The organism is Vibrio sp. Of7-15 (assembly GCF_022347565.1).
Taxonomy (GTDB): domain Bacteria; phylum Pseudomonadota; class Gammaproteobacteria; order Enterobacterales; family Vibrionaceae; genus NORP241.
In genome coordinates, this window is the sequence record NZ_JAKRGH010000001.1 from 1 (window position 1) to 15,342 (window position 15,342).

Below are 15,342 nucleotides of genomic sequence, written 5' to 3' on the forward strand. Positions count from 1 at the left end.
CGGGTCAGGAAGGCCAAGGACACCGCTAGGACAGCGATGAAAAAAGGATTGAGCTTTAAGGATCAAAGCTAACTATCATGGAATGATGCAGGGAGCACCTTCAGTAGCCGGATTGCTGCGAGTAAGACTAAGGGCCCGATATACGAAAGTGTATCGGGTCCATTCTTTTTTGCGATATATCTATATCATCTTATCTACGACATCAGTTATTACATCATAACCCTCTGTTTTTAAATACTTTCAGCTATAGTATATGTAACTGTGGTTAATATATTTTTCTTATAAGCTTGATATAAATCAAAGTGCGTATAAGTTTACACAGTGAATGTTGATGCAATCACTATACTGATGGGTATTTATTACGGTATAGGTTGATGTATATATGAAGGAATATGTTCAAACACCCGAGCTTGAAGCGTCATCTGATTTTCGTAACTTCCTCCCTTTCTCGATAAAAGGCAAATTTACCTATTTCTTTTTTGTGTTGGTTATTTTAGTCAGCACATTAGCTTGGTTATCAATCAGCCATTTAAATCGAATAGATTCGGGTTGGGGGACGTATCAACAAAATGTCGCACCAAGGGAGGTCTACCTTCAGAATATAAAGGCGCAGTTTGGCTATGGAGGTATGATCCATAACTTTAAGAACTATGTGCTGAGAGGAACCGATAAGTACGTTTCTCGAATAGAACAAAATTATCAGCTATTGTCCGATCAAATTAATGCGTACCGAAATCTTGCCGATTTAAGCCCCCTTGAGCGTGATGCCTTAGTGCAAATATTCAATGTCGCAACGAAATACCAGCAGGCAACACATGTTGCTGCTCGAATGTATCAAGAGGGAAAAACCGCCACAGAAATCGATGCCGTGGTAAAAATTGATGATAAACCAGCCCTTGATGCGTTTGATCATTTGAACCAAGAATATGGCCGGTTAACCGAGCAGGTTGGGACTCAAGTAGATGAACAAATAAACTTAGCTGACAAAACCATTAAATTGGGTTCTTTTGTTATTGTTCTTGTTTCTGTGGGTGTGCTGTTTTTACTTTATCGTAATGTCGTAGGGCGTGTTCAAGGGCTCGCTGATATTTGTCAGGATTTGACTCATGGAAATGGAGATTTAACCAAACGAATTGAGTTTAAAGGACATGATGAATTAACAACGGCAACGAGTTACATCAATCAGTTTTTAGAGCAAGTTCATCATGTTGTGAGTCAAGTGGTGATTACTTCTCAAGAGTTAGAAAAAAATGCCTGTGCTTTGCGGGATCATAATCAAGAAGCGACGAGCAGTATTACCCAGCAGCAGGCAGAAATAGAGCAAGTTGCGACTGCTATTAATCAGTTTTCGGCAACGGTACACGAAGTGGCCAGTAGTGCGGAAAATGCCGCTTTGCAAGCCCAGCAAGCTACGGCTTTGGCCTCGGATGGTCTGCAAAGTGTTGCCAGCAGCGAAGAAGCTATTCAAGGTTTAGTCGGTCATTTACAAGAAGCACATGACACGATTAATAGTGTGGAGGCTGACAGTGAAAAAATAGGGTCAGTGTTGGAAGTGATCCGTGCTATTGCCGATCAAACAAATTTGTTGGCATTAAATGCAGCGATTGAGGCTGCACGCGCAGGAGAGCATGGCCGTGGATTTTCAGTGGTGGCAGAAGAAGTAAGAAGCTTGGCCAATCGCACTCAAATCTCGACGGAAGATATCAATAAAATGATCTCTGATTTGCAACAAAGCAGCCAAGGTGCGGTATCTGCGATGGAAGTTGGCCATGAAGAAGTACTCAAAAATGTTGAGCTGTCAGAGCAAGCGACGGAAGCGTTAGTGAAAATTGAATCAGCCGTTGGTCATATTTCTTCTTCTAATGAGCAGATCGCAACAGCAGCTGAAGAGCAGCAAATGGTGTCTGAAGACATTAATCGAAATATTCATAATATTAGCCAGTTAGCCGATGCCACTTCTTTATTGGCGAAAAATAATGAGCGAGCGAGTGTGGAACTTCAAGCGTTAAGTCATCAATTAGCGCGGTTAGTTGCTCGTTTTTCTGTTTAGCTGCCTCTGTGTCAAAACCATAATTAAAAAAGAAGCAGGAGTGTAGTGCTTCTTTTTTATGTCTGTATTTGGGAGGTATTTCCGAGTTTAAGTTAGTTGGAGGATTAGTCATAGACAATATATGAAAATCCATATATCCTTTTCCGCATATTGAATGAGGATTGAAAATGAACCCAGTACAGTTTTACAAATGTCTTGCTGATGATACACGCCTGCGCTGTTTACTTTTGATTAATGAAGAAGAAGAGCTGTGTGTATGTGAGCTAATGGAAGCACTTGGAGAAAGCCAGCCTAAGGTATCTCGTCATCTTGCTCAGTTGCGCCAATGCGGTCTGTTAATCGATAGGCGACAAGGACAGTGGGTGTTTTATCGCTTTAATCCAACGTTACCAGAATGGATCAGTAAGGTGTTAGCGGAAACAGCGCGCTCAAATGGTCAATATTTAGAAAAAAGTCGTCAGCAACTGGCAAAAATGGGTGAGCGTCCAAGCCGTACTGCTTCTTGTTGTTAAAAATTTTTATGTATTAATATATGGTTTTTCATATATTTTGTAGGGGGGAATATGGGTTTATTTGAGAGATATTTGTCGTTATGGGTCGCGCTGTGTATCAGTGCTGGTGTGGTGTTAGGTAACTTAGCCCCTAGTGCGTTTGAGCTAATAGCAAAACTGGAATTTGCTCACGTTAACATCGTGGTTGCAGTTCTGATTTGGATCATGATTTATCCAATGATGATTCAAGTGGATTTTTCCGCCATTAAAGATGTAGGTAAAAAGCCAAAAGGATTAGTTCTGACGGTTGTGATTAATTGGTTGATTAAACCTTTCACGATGGCTGCTTTAGGCTGGTTGTTTTTTAATGGCCTATTTGCGGACTGGGTTGACCCACAATCTGCCAATGAATATATAGCGGGCATGATTCTACTGGGTGTTGCACCTTGTACCGCGATGGTGTTTGTGTGGAGCCAAATGACTAAAGGCGATCCAAACTACACATTAGTTCAGGTTTCTGTGAATGATCTGATCATGATTTTTGCTTTTGCACCGATTGCTGGATTCTTATTGGGAGTCAGCGATATTCAGGTGCCGTGGGAAACCTTGCTGTTTTCGGTGCTTCTTTATGTGGTGCTGCCTTTAGTTGCTGGCATTTATACTCGTAAGGTATTGCAAGCAAAGGGATCAAAAGAAGTTACGAAATTTGTAGGTCAATTAAAACCATGGTCGGTTATTGGTTTGCTTGCGACAGTGGTGTTGTTATTCGGCTTTCAAGCGGAAACCATTATTGAACAGCCACAAACGATTTTACTGATCGCCATTCCATTACTAATTCAAACTTATGGCATTTTCGCACTGGCGTATGCTGGCGCGAAGTTTTTAAAACTGCCTCATAACGTAGCGGCACCAGCTTGTATGATCGGGACTTCTAATTTTTTTGAACTGGCTGTTGCGGTTGCGATTTCAGTGTTTGGTTTACACTCCGGTGCTGCCTTAGCAACGGTAGTGGGAGTGTTGGTTGAAGTGCCAGTGATGTTGTCTTTGGTCGCTTTTGTGAATCGTACTCAGCACTGGTTTAAGCCTGCTCATACATAAGTTTGTATAAAGCGTTAAGGCCATTAAGATCCAAAATGCCAGCCACACTTACTGTAAATAAGTGGGCTGGCATTTTTATGTGCGATTAGCGCTGAGGGGTGACGTCTTGGTATTCACCATCAATAGTGGTAGCTGACTCTGAGCGCATGTGTTCTTGTCTGTGTTTGGCCATTTTTTTCATAATAAATGGTTTAGAAATGACCGCTGCAATTGCGATGAAAAGCCCCATTACTGCTGCTAATGAAATGGTAAATAAGCTAACCACAACAGCAATGAAACCAGTAATAAGATTTTTCATAAACACCTCACTTTTAATTAGTAAATTCATACTAACGTAATGAACATGAATCTAGTATGAATAAAAAATAAATAATGCACTTCAAGGATTAAGTACTTACCCTTACATGTCTTAAATCGCTGATAACACCATTACTTAAAGCCATGTTTTTAGCGGATCCTTCTACTGCAGAGCGGGCATCATCGGCGAGTTGTTCTACCTTATTCACTATTTCATTAAGCTCATTGATCTGCCATTGGGCGCGATCGTGTACATCGTGTGATGCTGAGGTGAGTTGTTCAAGCGCTGCCGCAACTGATTCTGCTTGGCTTTGATCGACATTATCTAGCATAGTTTGCATAGACGTTGAAAATTCCCGCGCGTTGTCTGCCAGCTCTTTGGTGGTGCTGTTTAGCTCAGACATTAACTCATTTATTTGCTTTGCATCTTCACCTGATTTGTTTGCAAGTGCTTTTACTTCTTCAGCCACAACCGCAAATCCCCGGCCAAACTCACCCGCGCGAGCCGCTTCAATTGAGGCGTTTAATGCCAACAGGTTCGTTTTATCGGAAAGAGAGGTAATCGAAGACGCCATACCTTCAACACGGGAGAATTTATTACTTAGATTCTCAATAGCGTTCATCAAATTCGCGGACCATTCTGAAGCTTGAGTAAACTCTGCCATGAAATCGGATTGCTGTTGATTCATGTTGTTAAAGTTGGTGGCGACAGAGTTAATTTGTTGCTGGGTTTGCTCTGCGAGGTTCGCTAATTCGCCAGAGCCTTGTGTAATATCATGGGCTTGCGTGACTGCATGTTCTGCAAATTTCAGGCGGTGCTTTGAGGCTTGATTCACCGTTGTGGCATTGCTGAGCATTTCTTTAATATTGGTGTCCACATTGCTTAATGTGTCAGCACAAAAAGAGGGCTGTGGTGGCGATGAAGTGAGGCTCTCTGAAGCGGTATTTTGTTGATCTTGCATGGCCATGGAGCTGCTGAACCATGAAACTAGATACGGAACAGTATAAGTCAAACAAAGCTTAAATAGGTTGATTGAGCTATCGCCAAAAATGGCATCAAACTGGTTGATCAGATTGAGAATAGAGCCAACAATTAAGGCCACCATAAGAGCTCTAGTGTGGGTGCTTGGTAACATAATAATCCTTTTTATGTTGTTTAAGAGAGGGATTTCATCTCTGCTTTTAATGATATTGACAGGGAGGAAAGTCGGTCTCAAGCCTTGTAATTAAGGGTAGGTAATAAAAATACGGAAGTATTGATAGTTGATATATGGTTGAATTCTATACTACTTTTATGGGTGTTGCCCATGGTTATTTATGTATCTTGTTGAACTATGTTGATATGATTCCGTATTAGTATGAAAGCATAATAATAATGAAGGATGTAAGGCAGTAATAATGAAGTTCACTGAGCAAGAAAGAGATGCAGTATATAAAACCATTTTTAATCGACGAGATGTCCGGAGTCAATTTAAACCAGATTTGATTGATGATGAAGTAATTACCCGTATTTTAACGGCGGCGCACCATGCTCCGAGTGTTGGCTTCATGCAACCGTGGGACTTTGTGGTTGTTAAATCGAAAGCGGTGAAACAAAAAGTGAAAGCGGCGTTTGAAGTTGCGAATAAAGAAGCAGAGCAAATGTTCAGCGGTGAGAAAAAAGAGGTATACAGCCAGTTAAAGTTGGAAGGTATCGAAGATGCGCCGGTTGGTATCTGTGTTACTTGCGATCGAACCCGTGGTGGCGAAGTGGTTTTAGGAAGAACAGCAAACCCTGAAATGGACTTATACAGCTCTGTGTGTGCGGTTCAAAATTTATGGTTAGCAGCCAGAGCGGAAAACTTGGGAGTTGGCTGGGTTAGTATTATTCACCATGAAGCGCTGCGAGAGGCTTTGAATATTCCAGAGCACATTGTTCCGATTGGCTATTTTTGTTTAGGGTATGTGGACTTTTTTCATGAAAAGCCAGAGTTAGAAAAGAAAGGGTGGCGTAAGCGCTTACCTTTAGAACAGTTAGTGCACGCTGAGCAATGGCAAAAGAAGAAATAGCAGTAAGAAGGAGTAGTTTTTGGACTGCTCCTTTTCAGTTTATGCTTCGATCTACTTATTGATAACGACTATCATTTATCCTGTTGATATTTATATGTATACTTCAATGATCTAGGGGCTTATCGCGCGTTTTTCTGGTTTGAAAGTAATTACTCAATATAAATCACTTATCATGATTGCGATCATTGGGCTATTGGTGGCCGTCAGTAGCTTTTTAACCATTGACTTTTATGAATCTAAACGTCAACAGTATCAACTTAAAATGCAAGTGGATGATAAGCTTAAAGCTTTAGAAAAAGCGTTTTTTTCACTAGAAGAACTTTTACACTCCACCAGTGGTTTTATTCAATACAGTAATGCGCCTAGTCGTGCGCAGTTCCAACACTTTTTAGAAAATAGAACAGGGATTGGCTCGGGCATTCATTCTGTTCGTTGGTTACCTAAAGTTCATAATGACGACGTACCAGCATTAGAGAAAAAGACCCAAGGTGACGGGCTATTTGAATTTCGGTTATCTCCAATTGATGCTGATACGAAAAAGTGTCGCTACTGGTTAGGTAATGCCACGTTACCGACATTTTATGTTTCTCCTTTATTTGAAAATAGTGACTACCTTGGTTTTCGAGCAGAAACGAATTGCGACGATGCGAATGCCATGAAACGCGCTTATCTATCAAAAAGTATTACTTCGAGTCACTTTACAGAAGAGGGCGCACAAGGTCTTAAGTTATTTTTACCCGTGTTTCATGAAAATGATGAATTACAAGGGTTTATTGAAGCAGGGATCTTATTTCATGAGTTTCTAGGGGAAACTTGGCATGATGAAATTAATTCTAAACTGATCGCCATTCAAGTTTTTACTGGTATATCAGAGCAGCCTAGTGTGGAAGTGTTTACTACCCATATTAATGTTGATCTATATGCATTAGGTGAGCACGACGCTGATCATGTTTACATTAGTAATATTGATATTCCGGTGATTAACCAGCAATGGATGGTAAGGTTCACCGCGATAGAACACTCACATAGTCATTTAATTTATGGCTGGTTGGCCGTGGGGTTAATTTTACTGTTAACGGTATTGCTAGCGTTTAGTGTTGGCTCTTACGCAAATCGTCTGACTATGGCTAATAAGCTTGTGGCTGAAAAAACGCGCTCATTACGGTTTCAAGCGACTCATGATCAACTCACTGGTCTGGGTAACCGCCAAGCCCTTAATAGCCAGTTAGAGGTGGAGCTTGGTGCAGTTCGTAACGGAGCTTCCTCTGGGTTTACAATTTTATTTATCGACCTTGATAGGTTTAAAGTAATTAATGACTCCATGGGGCATATGGTTGGCGATAAGTTGCTAAAAGAAATGGCAGACCGACTGCAAAAAAATGCGCGCCAAAATGATCATTGTTTCCGTTTTGGTGGTGATGAATTTGTGGTGTGTTTACATATGCAAATCGACAAAGAGATCGTATTAAGTATTGCCGAGCGCTATTTAACACTATTAAAAAAACCATACAGGATTCAAGGGCAGGAGTTTTCAGTTGGTGCCAGTATTGGTGTCTCTATTATTGATAATGCTGCTAGAGCATTGTCGACTATCCTTCGAGAAGCGGATACTGCAATGTATCAAGCGAAGCAATCGGATTACAATAAAATTACCTTTTTCAATGACACCATGTTTATTCAAGCACATAAACGTTTTGTGCTAGAACATGAATTGGCCTTAGCGGTGCGAGAAAAAGAACTGACTTTGGTGTATCAACCTATTTTTTATAAACAGGAGGATACGGCATCGGGTTTTGAGGCGTTACTGCGTTGGAATCATGTCAGTAAAGGGTTTATTTCCCCGGCAGATTTTATTCCAGTGGCTGAAGAAACTGGCCTAATTGTCGAACTAGGAAGCTGGGTGATAGAGCAGGCTTGTTATCAATTACAACGTTTGTGGCTTGATTCTGATGTGGATCTTTGCCCCACAATGAACGTTAATGTTTCCGTTAAGCAGCTACAATCATCATGTTTGGCGGGCGTTGTTTTGGAGCAGTTGCAGAAGTACGATTTTCCAGCGTACCTTTTGGGAGTGGAAATCACCGAAACGGCATTAATGAGCGATGGCGGCTCTGTCTCTGAATGTATTAAACAACTTAAGGATCTTGGGGTTACCTTATATTTAGATGACTTTGGTACGGGTTATTCGTCGTTGTCTCTATTGAATGATTACCCTTTTGATGTGCTAAAAATGGACAGGAATTTCATAAAAGAGGTGACACATACGGACCATAAAGGCTCTAAGTTGTGTCATTCGATCATTAATATGTCTCATACGATTGATTTAAAAGTAGTAGCCGAAGGAGTTGAAACACCAGAGCAGTTGGATATCTTGACTCAATATCAATGTGATTACATTCAAGGGTTCTTAAAAGCAAAGCCAGTATCAGAAAATCGGTTAGTAGAGTTTTTAGTGCTTGCGGAGGGGGTGAGGCCGAATGCGGCTTTGCATTTCTAATTCTGAAGTCATTGGGTTAGAGCTCTCGTTTAATGGTACCCAAATCGTAATATTAAAAAAGGTATGATATTTATTGCTTTAGGTGGTTGTCACTTTTCATCATGGAGCGAGAATAATGAATACTCTTTACGATTACATTGTTGTGGGAGGCGGAATTGTTGGTATTTCTACCGCATGGCAACTACAGCAACGTTACCCGGATAAATCCATTTTAGTGATAGAAAAGGAAGCGGGTTTATCTCGTCATCAAACGGGTCACAATAGTGGTGTGATTCATGCTGGGGTTTATTATGCCCCTGGCAGTTTAAAAGCGGAGTTTTGTAAGCAAGGTGTGAGTGCGACGCTGGATTTTTGCTCTCAACATAATATTCCCGTTGAGCGATGCGGTAAATTGTTAGTAGCAACCAATGAGCTTGAACATGAGCGCATGTTAGCCTTGTTTCAGCGCTGCCAGCAAAATGATATTGATGTTGAACTGCTGGATCAGGCTGCTTTACAAGCCAAAGAGCCTGATATTGTTGGTTTGGGTGCGATTTTTGTTCGGGCAACCAGTATTGTTGATTATCAGCAAGTGACGGAAAAAATCGCAGAAGAATTTCAGCGTTTAGGTGGTTCGGTTTTATTAACCACGCAAGTTACTCATCTGGCCGAAATGGATCATCACATTGAGGTTACTTGTCGTCAGAGTGATCAGCCTTTTACTCTCCAATGTCGGTTCTTGGTATCTTGCTCTGGTTTAATGGCCGACCGAGTCACGAAAATGTTGGGGATTGACACTGATTTCCAAATTATTCCCTATCGCGGTGAGTATTACCGTTTGCCTCCAAAACATAATCAGATTGTTAATCACCTGATTTATCCAATCCCAGATCCAGACTTGCCTTTTCTCGGCGTTCACCTGACCCGAATGATTGATGGTTCAGTCACTGTTGGGCCTAATGCTGTGCAAGGCTGGAAGCGTGAAGGGTATGGAAAAATAAACATCAGTCTGCGGGATACATGGGATATGTTGCGTTTTGATGGTTTTTGGAAAGTCACTAAAAAGAATTTTAAAATTGGGTTAGTGGAAACAAAAAATTCATGGTGGAAACCCGGCTACCTTAAGCTGGTGAATAAGTACTGCCCGAAAATTGAATTGGATGACTTACAGCCTTATCCTGCTGGGATCCGGGCTCAAGCGGTATTAAAAGATGGCTCTCTTGTGCATGACTTTTTATTTGCAGAGAGTCCGCGTAGTTTGCACGTATGTAATGCCCCTTCTCCTGCGGCGACGTCTGCGATCCCGATTGGTAACTATATCTGTGAGAAAATCGCTCAAAAGCAGCAAACTGCGATTGATAATCCCGCAGTGGTTTCCCATTAATTGTGGTGGTTTCTCGTAAAATTAAGAGGCCAATCGTGTCGGTGGTGGTGTTTTTCTGTGTTGTAGCCACCGTGTTCATGGCAAGGGATATTACCCGAGAGTGGTTACTTGAACGAGCCCATGAAGCGGGACAAAGCCGCTTATTAGCGTATGTCGGCGACATTCGGCGCACATTGGCTCGCTATCATTTTTTGCCGTATTTGATTGCAGAACACACCCCAAGCCTAGCTTTACTACAAGGAGATTCTGGCTCGCTACATGGCGTAGAGTCTTATTTAGCGCAGCTGGATAAAGCCGCCAATACCAAGGGATGGCATATTCTTTCTCCAAGAGGAGAGTTAGTGGCGTCGAGCTTAAATCGAGTGGCTTTGAAAGAGCAAGAAGGCAAAGAAATCGCGAATATGCTTTATCAGTATGGCGGTGAAGTGATCACTCTAAGTTATTTGGCACAAGGGGAGCCGCGTTATTATTTGGGGGCACCGATTTATGCTAAATCTCAGTTGATTGGAATTGCTGTTGCCAGAGTTGGATTAGAAGCCCTAACAGACTCGTGGATTGCCGCTAATGAGCGAGTATTATTGAGTGATAAGCATCAGCAGTTTTTCTTATCTAGCCATCAAAACTTTAATGTCTCGATATTGAATCAGCACTCGGGCTGGCCGTCATCACAACATATCTTGTCAGATGGCACCACAACGGAGCAGGTGTTGTTAGCAGGGGAACGTTATTTAGTTCAAAAGGTCCAGTTAGATGATCTTCAGTGGCAAGTTCATTATCTAACGCCATTAGCACCCTTGGCTAAAACGTTAAATTGGGTGTCTTTTTTCAGTGTTGTGAGTGCAGCATTATTGCTGGCTTTTGGTCTCTTCTTATATGAACGTCGGCAAAAAATCCATTCTAAGCAGTTATTACAACAACTCATTGCGGACTCTGAAATGCGTTTACGCCGCATGATTAATAAAACCAATGTGGGTTTATTATTGCTAAACCGAGATGGAAAAATAGCGGATATTAATCCCATGGCTTTGCGTTACTTTAATTTGTCGGAGTCTTTGGCAAGTCGTATTTTTGCATGGCAGCTGTTTGAGACTGTTCATGGGAATACGGTAGTGGTGAACGTGCTAAAAAGTTTATCGAAGCAGAATGAGGTAGGCGAATTAAATAACGTCGAAGTCATGGCTCAGCGCAGTGATGGTTCTCGTTTTCCTGTGCTATTTTCTATTGTTTCACTGTCACGTAGTTCTGAAGCGGCCTTTTTGGTGACGGTAATCGACATCAGTAAACGTAAAAAAGCAGAGAATACACTGCGAGCGATGAACGATGATTTAGAGCGCCGAGTCGCAGAGCGAACTCATGCATTGCAAGCGGCTCAAGAAGAGTTAGTGCAAAGCGGTAAAATGGCGGCATTAGGACGTATGTCGAGTGCGATCACACATGAAATGAATCAACCACTCACGGGAATAAAAACCTTGTTATCAAGCAGTGAGCTGTTGATCGCGCGGGATCAAACGGATCTGTTAGTGTCGAATATGCGGCTGGTGGATACGCTGGTGGATCGTATGGCGAGCATGACATCGCAATTAAAAGTGTTTGCATTTGATCGCCCAGAAGCGTTACAGCCTATTTCTATTGAGGCATCTTTACAGGAAGTATTCCGCATATATCAAGGTCGGTTAGATCAGGTGACCTTGAACGTTCAGGTCGCGGCCAATGCGTGTTGGGTACAAGGTGAACAACAGCGTATTTTACAAATATTCGGCAATTTAATTACGAATGCCTTGGATGCTATGTCTGAAAGCTTGACACCTGAACTCACCATTACTGCTGAAATGAGCGATGAGCAGGTGGTTATTTCGTTTACCGATACGGGAAGTGGGATTGAAGAGGATGTTTTACCTCATGTGTTTGAGCCGTTTTATACCACTAAGAAAATGGGGGAAGGGTTGGGGCTTGGTTTAGCCATTACAGCCAATAATGTTCGAGATATGAAAGGAAGTCTCCGAGTGAGCAATAATAAAACGGAGAACGGCGATAGAGCTAAAGGAGCCACCTTTACACTGGTATTGATGAGTGTCAATGATGACGTGAAAACAGATATGCCCTCGTTGACTCAGAGGGCATAAAACAGAGGACATAAAGTTAATTGGGTTGGTAGTCTACTCAGAAAATATTACTGTGATGACGTTAACTGAGGCGATGTTTGCGAAGAGGCAGCAGTTCGTCGGCTATAGAAAAACAGAGCAAGGAAAACCGCTGCCCCCACCAGTCGAATGAAAATCGAAATATCAGGCCATACGAGTGCAACGCCTGCGATCAGCGCCAGTGCACGTAAGGCAAGATTAAGCTCCCCCTCCAAATAGCCCTCAATAGCAGCGATTAAGGCATAAGCACCTAACATAGCAAAACCACCTAATGTGGCTACTGTTATCCAGTCCCAGCTGATCAGGGCGGTATAAGCCATTAAAATAGGAACTAAATACAACCCCTTAGCAATTTTCCAAGCGGTAAGGCCCGTTCTCATTGGCGGTGTGCGAGCGATGGTGGCTGCAGCAAAGGCGGTTAAACAGACTGGTGGGGTCACGTTGCTGTCTTGGGATAACCAAAAAATAATGAGGTGTGCCGCTAATAACGCCAGAGCGACTTTTTCTAGGCCTAGCCCTTGATCGAGCAAGGTACTCATGAAATCAGCAGGAACAAGAGTAAGCAGTTGCTGAGCTTCCGCCAGTGGCATGGGTAGGCTTAGTGCTACCATTTTTTCAGGTGCCGCTAGCATAAAGATAGCCTGAGCTTGTTCTGGTAATTGCCCGGCGACCATGAGCTCTAATAGTTGCTCTTCCGCAATCAAGTTATAGAGCGCGGGGGCAGATAAAGTACCAAGCACGATGTAAGCTGCGGTTACGGGGAGCCCCATTCCTAGAATTAGGGACGCTAATGCGATCAGTAATAACATGATCAATAAACTGCCGTTGGCCCATTCATTGATCATCAAAGAGAACGTATTACCAATGCCTGTTGTGCTGATCACATTGACAATTAAACCAATGCCTGTAAGCAAAACCGCAGTGGTTGCCATGTTTTTTGCACCTTGTGCCATGGCCTCGTAAATGGCTTTTGGTCCCATTTTATTTGGTGATAACCATGAAGCCAGCACCACTGCAATAATGGAGATACCAGCAGCGTAGGTTGGCGTAAATCCAGAGACTAATAAACTCACTAAGACTACTAAAGGAATGAGGTAGTGCCAGCCTGCCAGTAGAACTTTTCTTACAGGCTCAGTCGCGATCGTCACTTGTTGAACGCCGCTGCGTTTCGCTTCAATGCGGACAAAAAATCCAACGGAGAGGAAATAAATAAGGGCAGGGACGACGGATACTGAAATAATATCAACGTATGGGATTTGAGTATAAGACGCCATGATAAAAGCGCCCGCGCCCATGACGGGAGGCATGAGCTGCCCACCTGTTGAGGCGGCGGCTTCAACGCCTGCGGCAAAACGGGCTGGAAACCCTGCTCGTTGCATTAGAGGAATGGTAATCACACCTGTAGAGACGGTGTTGGCGACGCTGGATCCTGAAACTGAACCCATTAACCCCGAGCCCATTACAGCCACAAAGCCTGGACCACCAACCACTTTTCCTGCTGCGGCTCTGGAGACATTAATAATGTAATCACCGGCCCCAGAGCGTACTAAAAATGCCCCGAATAAAATGAACATGAAGACGTAACTCCAGCTAATGCGAGAGATAGGCCCAAACATGCCTTCAGAGCTGTAAAAACTACGGTAGAGAAGGGTTTCAGCGCTGAGACCCGGAAAGTGGAACATGCCTTCTACCCAGCTGCCCCAAACCGTAACATAACTGAGTGATAGGACGATTAAAGCGGGAATGAACCATCCGATAGTACGTCGTATGAGCTCGATAATGACAATAATTGCCAAAATGGAAAAAAACCAATCACTGGCAATGAAGGTGACACCTCGCTCATACAAAGCATCTTCGGCAAGAGGAATGTAGATCAAACAAGCAAGAGCAGCAATGGCGAGTAAAATATCAACACCGAGGGCGATTTTGCTGCGTTTTAGTGAATGGTGAGCCGGATACCAAAGGGCACAGATAATTGCAAATCCCGCAAAATGAGTCGCGGAAACCCAAAGCTCAGGTAGGGTTGCTAAGGTGTTAAACCAAATGTGCAGTGCTGCCATCAGCACGCCCATTACCGAAATAATGGTGTCAAGTAGTGGAAAGTCGGTACGCTGTGGTAACTCAAACTGAGTCAATTCAGGCTGGGTTTGTTGTGTATTATCCATAGTAGTGCCCTAAACACGCTGCGAAACAACGCAGCGTGTGATGGTGTGTTATTGATTGTGTCTGCTTTTGTATTCCAGTACTTATAGAGAAATCAGGTGCTCAGGCACATGGATCCCCATTTCTTTGTAGTAGCGGGCTGCACCTGGGTGTAGTGGGACAGGTAAGCCAGAGAGCGCTTTTTCAACAGCCATGGTCTTGGTGGCTTTGTGGATTCCATTGAGGAAAGGAAGGTTTTCGTAAATGGTTTTGGTGAGCATGTACACGTCTTCATCGCTAATGTCATCACGAACCGCTAAGAAGTTTGGCTGGGCAATGGTATTGATTGGCTCAACTTGGCCAGGGTAGGTATTGGCTGGGATCACCAGTTTCGTCCACAACTGGTAGTCATTGTTTGCTTGTTTGATTTGCTCATCAGTAAAAGACAGCATGGTTATTTTATCACCAAGGGCGGCATAGGCACGTGTTACTGCACTAACAGGGACACCCGCTGGGGTATTCATACCATCAATTGCGCCGTTTTGTAGTGCATCGGCACTGGCACCATAACCTAGGTAGGCAAGGTTAAATGTGTCTGGATTGACGTTAAGGCCAGCCATAATCTGACGGCCAGAGCCTTCAGTACCGGAGTTTTTCTTACCAATGGAGAACTTCTTACCTTTTAAGTCATTAAGGTCGGCTACTGTGCCTGTCTTCGCCAGTTCAGAGCGGATCACAAAATGTTCCACGTTTTGCCACATCATGGTGACAGAGCGTAGGTGCTTTTGAGGGCCGAATGCTTTTACTTTGCCTTCACCGTTCCATGCCCAAGCGCCATATAAACCTTGCAAAATAGCAAACTGTGCTTCGTTTTCACGTAGAAGTTTTACGTTTTCGCCAGATCCTGCTGAGCTAATAGCTGACAACGAGAAGTGATGTTTGGGCTCTAACTTAACTTTACTCAGGGTAGCCAGTGCAACACCGACAGGATAATAAGTCCCGCCAGTAGACGCGGTGGCGAGAATGTAGCTTTGTTTGTCTTTGGCTTGAACGGCTCCACTAAAGGTTGCCACGATTGCTGCTGCAATGGTTAAAGATTTAAATAATGACTTTTTGAGCATGGGTCTCTCCCTGAGAAATAGAGTTATGGTTCAAAGGGGGAGACATAGCAAAGCTAATGCCATTATTTAAGGTTATGAATATAAAGGTTTTTA

11 protein-coding genes are annotated in these 15,342 nt (G+C 43.0%); 7 read left to right on the forward strand and 4 right to left on the reverse strand.

From position 1 onward, the window contains the following. Positions 1-382: 382 nt before the first annotated feature. The 3 genes from MHO82_RS00005 to arsB all read left to right on the forward strand — a co-directional run bounded on the left by MHO82_RS00005 (position 383) and on the right by arsB (position 3,639). On the forward strand, positions 383-2,050 hold the full coding sequence (locus tag MHO82_RS00005) for a methyl-accepting chemotaxis protein (protein ID WP_239181795.1): 1,668 nt from the start codon (positions 383-385) through the stop codon (positions 2,048-2,050). A 167-nt stretch (positions 2,051-2,217) separates the two neighbouring features. Beyond that, positions 2,218-2,562 carry a metalloregulator ArsR/SmtB family transcription factor gene (locus MHO82_RS00010; protein ID WP_239181796.1) on the forward strand — a complete coding sequence of 115 codons (345 nt, stop codon included), beginning with the start codon at positions 2,218-2,220 and terminating at the stop codon, positions 2,560-2,562. Between the two features lie 51 nt (positions 2,563-2,613). Beyond that, positions 2,614-3,639, forward strand: coding sequence for an ACR3 family arsenite efflux transporter (gene arsB, locus MHO82_RS00015; protein ID WP_239181797.1), 1,026 nt, complete (start codon positions 2,614-2,616; stop codon positions 3,637-3,639). Between the two features lie 85 nt (positions 3,640-3,724). On the opposite strand, the gene MHO82_RS00020 is transcribed toward arsB, so the two are convergent. Beyond that, positions 3,725-3,937: a hypothetical protein gene (locus MHO82_RS00020; protein ID WP_239181798.1), complete on the reverse strand. Its 213-nt coding sequence runs from the start codon at positions 3,935-3,937 to the stop codon at positions 3,725-3,727. A gap of 88 nt (positions 3,938-4,025) precedes the next feature. After that, a complete protein-coding gene (locus MHO82_RS00025; RefSeq protein ID WP_239181799.1) occupies positions 4,026-5,072 on the reverse strand; it encodes a methyl-accepting chemotaxis protein in 1,047 nt (348 codons plus the stop codon). Between the two features lie 262 nt (positions 5,073-5,334). Here MHO82_RS00025 and bluB point away from each other — a divergent pair, with 262 nt between their 5' ends. From bluB to MHO82_RS25835, 4 genes are all read left to right on the forward strand, one after another. After that, on the forward strand, positions 5,335-5,985 hold the full coding sequence (gene bluB / locus MHO82_RS00030) for a 5,6-dimethylbenzimidazole synthase (RefSeq protein WP_239181800.1): 651 nt from the start codon (positions 5,335-5,337) through the stop codon (positions 5,983-5,985). Positions 5,986-6,157: 172 nt separating this feature from the next. Continuing rightward, positions 6,158-8,482: an EAL domain-containing protein gene (locus tag MHO82_RS00035; protein ID WP_239181801.1), complete on the forward strand. Its 2,325-nt coding sequence runs from the start codon at positions 6,158-6,160 to the stop codon at positions 8,480-8,482. A 115-nt stretch (positions 8,483-8,597) separates the two neighbouring features. Then, complete coding sequence (gene lhgO, locus MHO82_RS00040) at positions 8,598-9,845, forward strand: L-2-hydroxyglutarate oxidase (RefSeq protein ID WP_239181802.1); 1,248 nt, start codon at positions 8,598-8,600, stop codon at positions 9,843-9,845. A 35-nt stretch (positions 9,846-9,880) separates the two neighbouring features. Next, entirely contained in the window at positions 9,881-11,968 is a 2,088-nt protein-coding gene (locus tag MHO82_RS25835; RefSeq protein ID WP_239181803.1) for an ATP-binding protein, read from the forward strand. A 47-nt stretch (positions 11,969-12,015) separates the two neighbouring features. Here MHO82_RS25835 and MHO82_RS00050 read toward each other — a convergent pair whose 3' ends face one another. Both MHO82_RS00050 and MHO82_RS00055 read right to left on the reverse strand, forming a co-directional pair. Further along, the gene (locus tag MHO82_RS00050; RefSeq protein WP_239181804.1) at positions 12,016-14,151 is read right to left on the reverse strand and encodes a TRAP transporter permease; all 2,136 of its coding nucleotides are present in this window, start codon (positions 14,149-14,151) and stop codon (positions 12,016-12,018) included. 81 nt (positions 14,152-14,232) lie between these two features. Continuing rightward, positions 14,233-15,249, reverse strand: a complete 1,017-nt coding sequence (locus MHO82_RS00055) for a TAXI family TRAP transporter solute-binding subunit (protein ID WP_239181805.1) — start codon at positions 15,247-15,249, stop codon at positions 14,233-14,235. Positions 15,250-15,342: the final 93 nt, after the last annotated feature.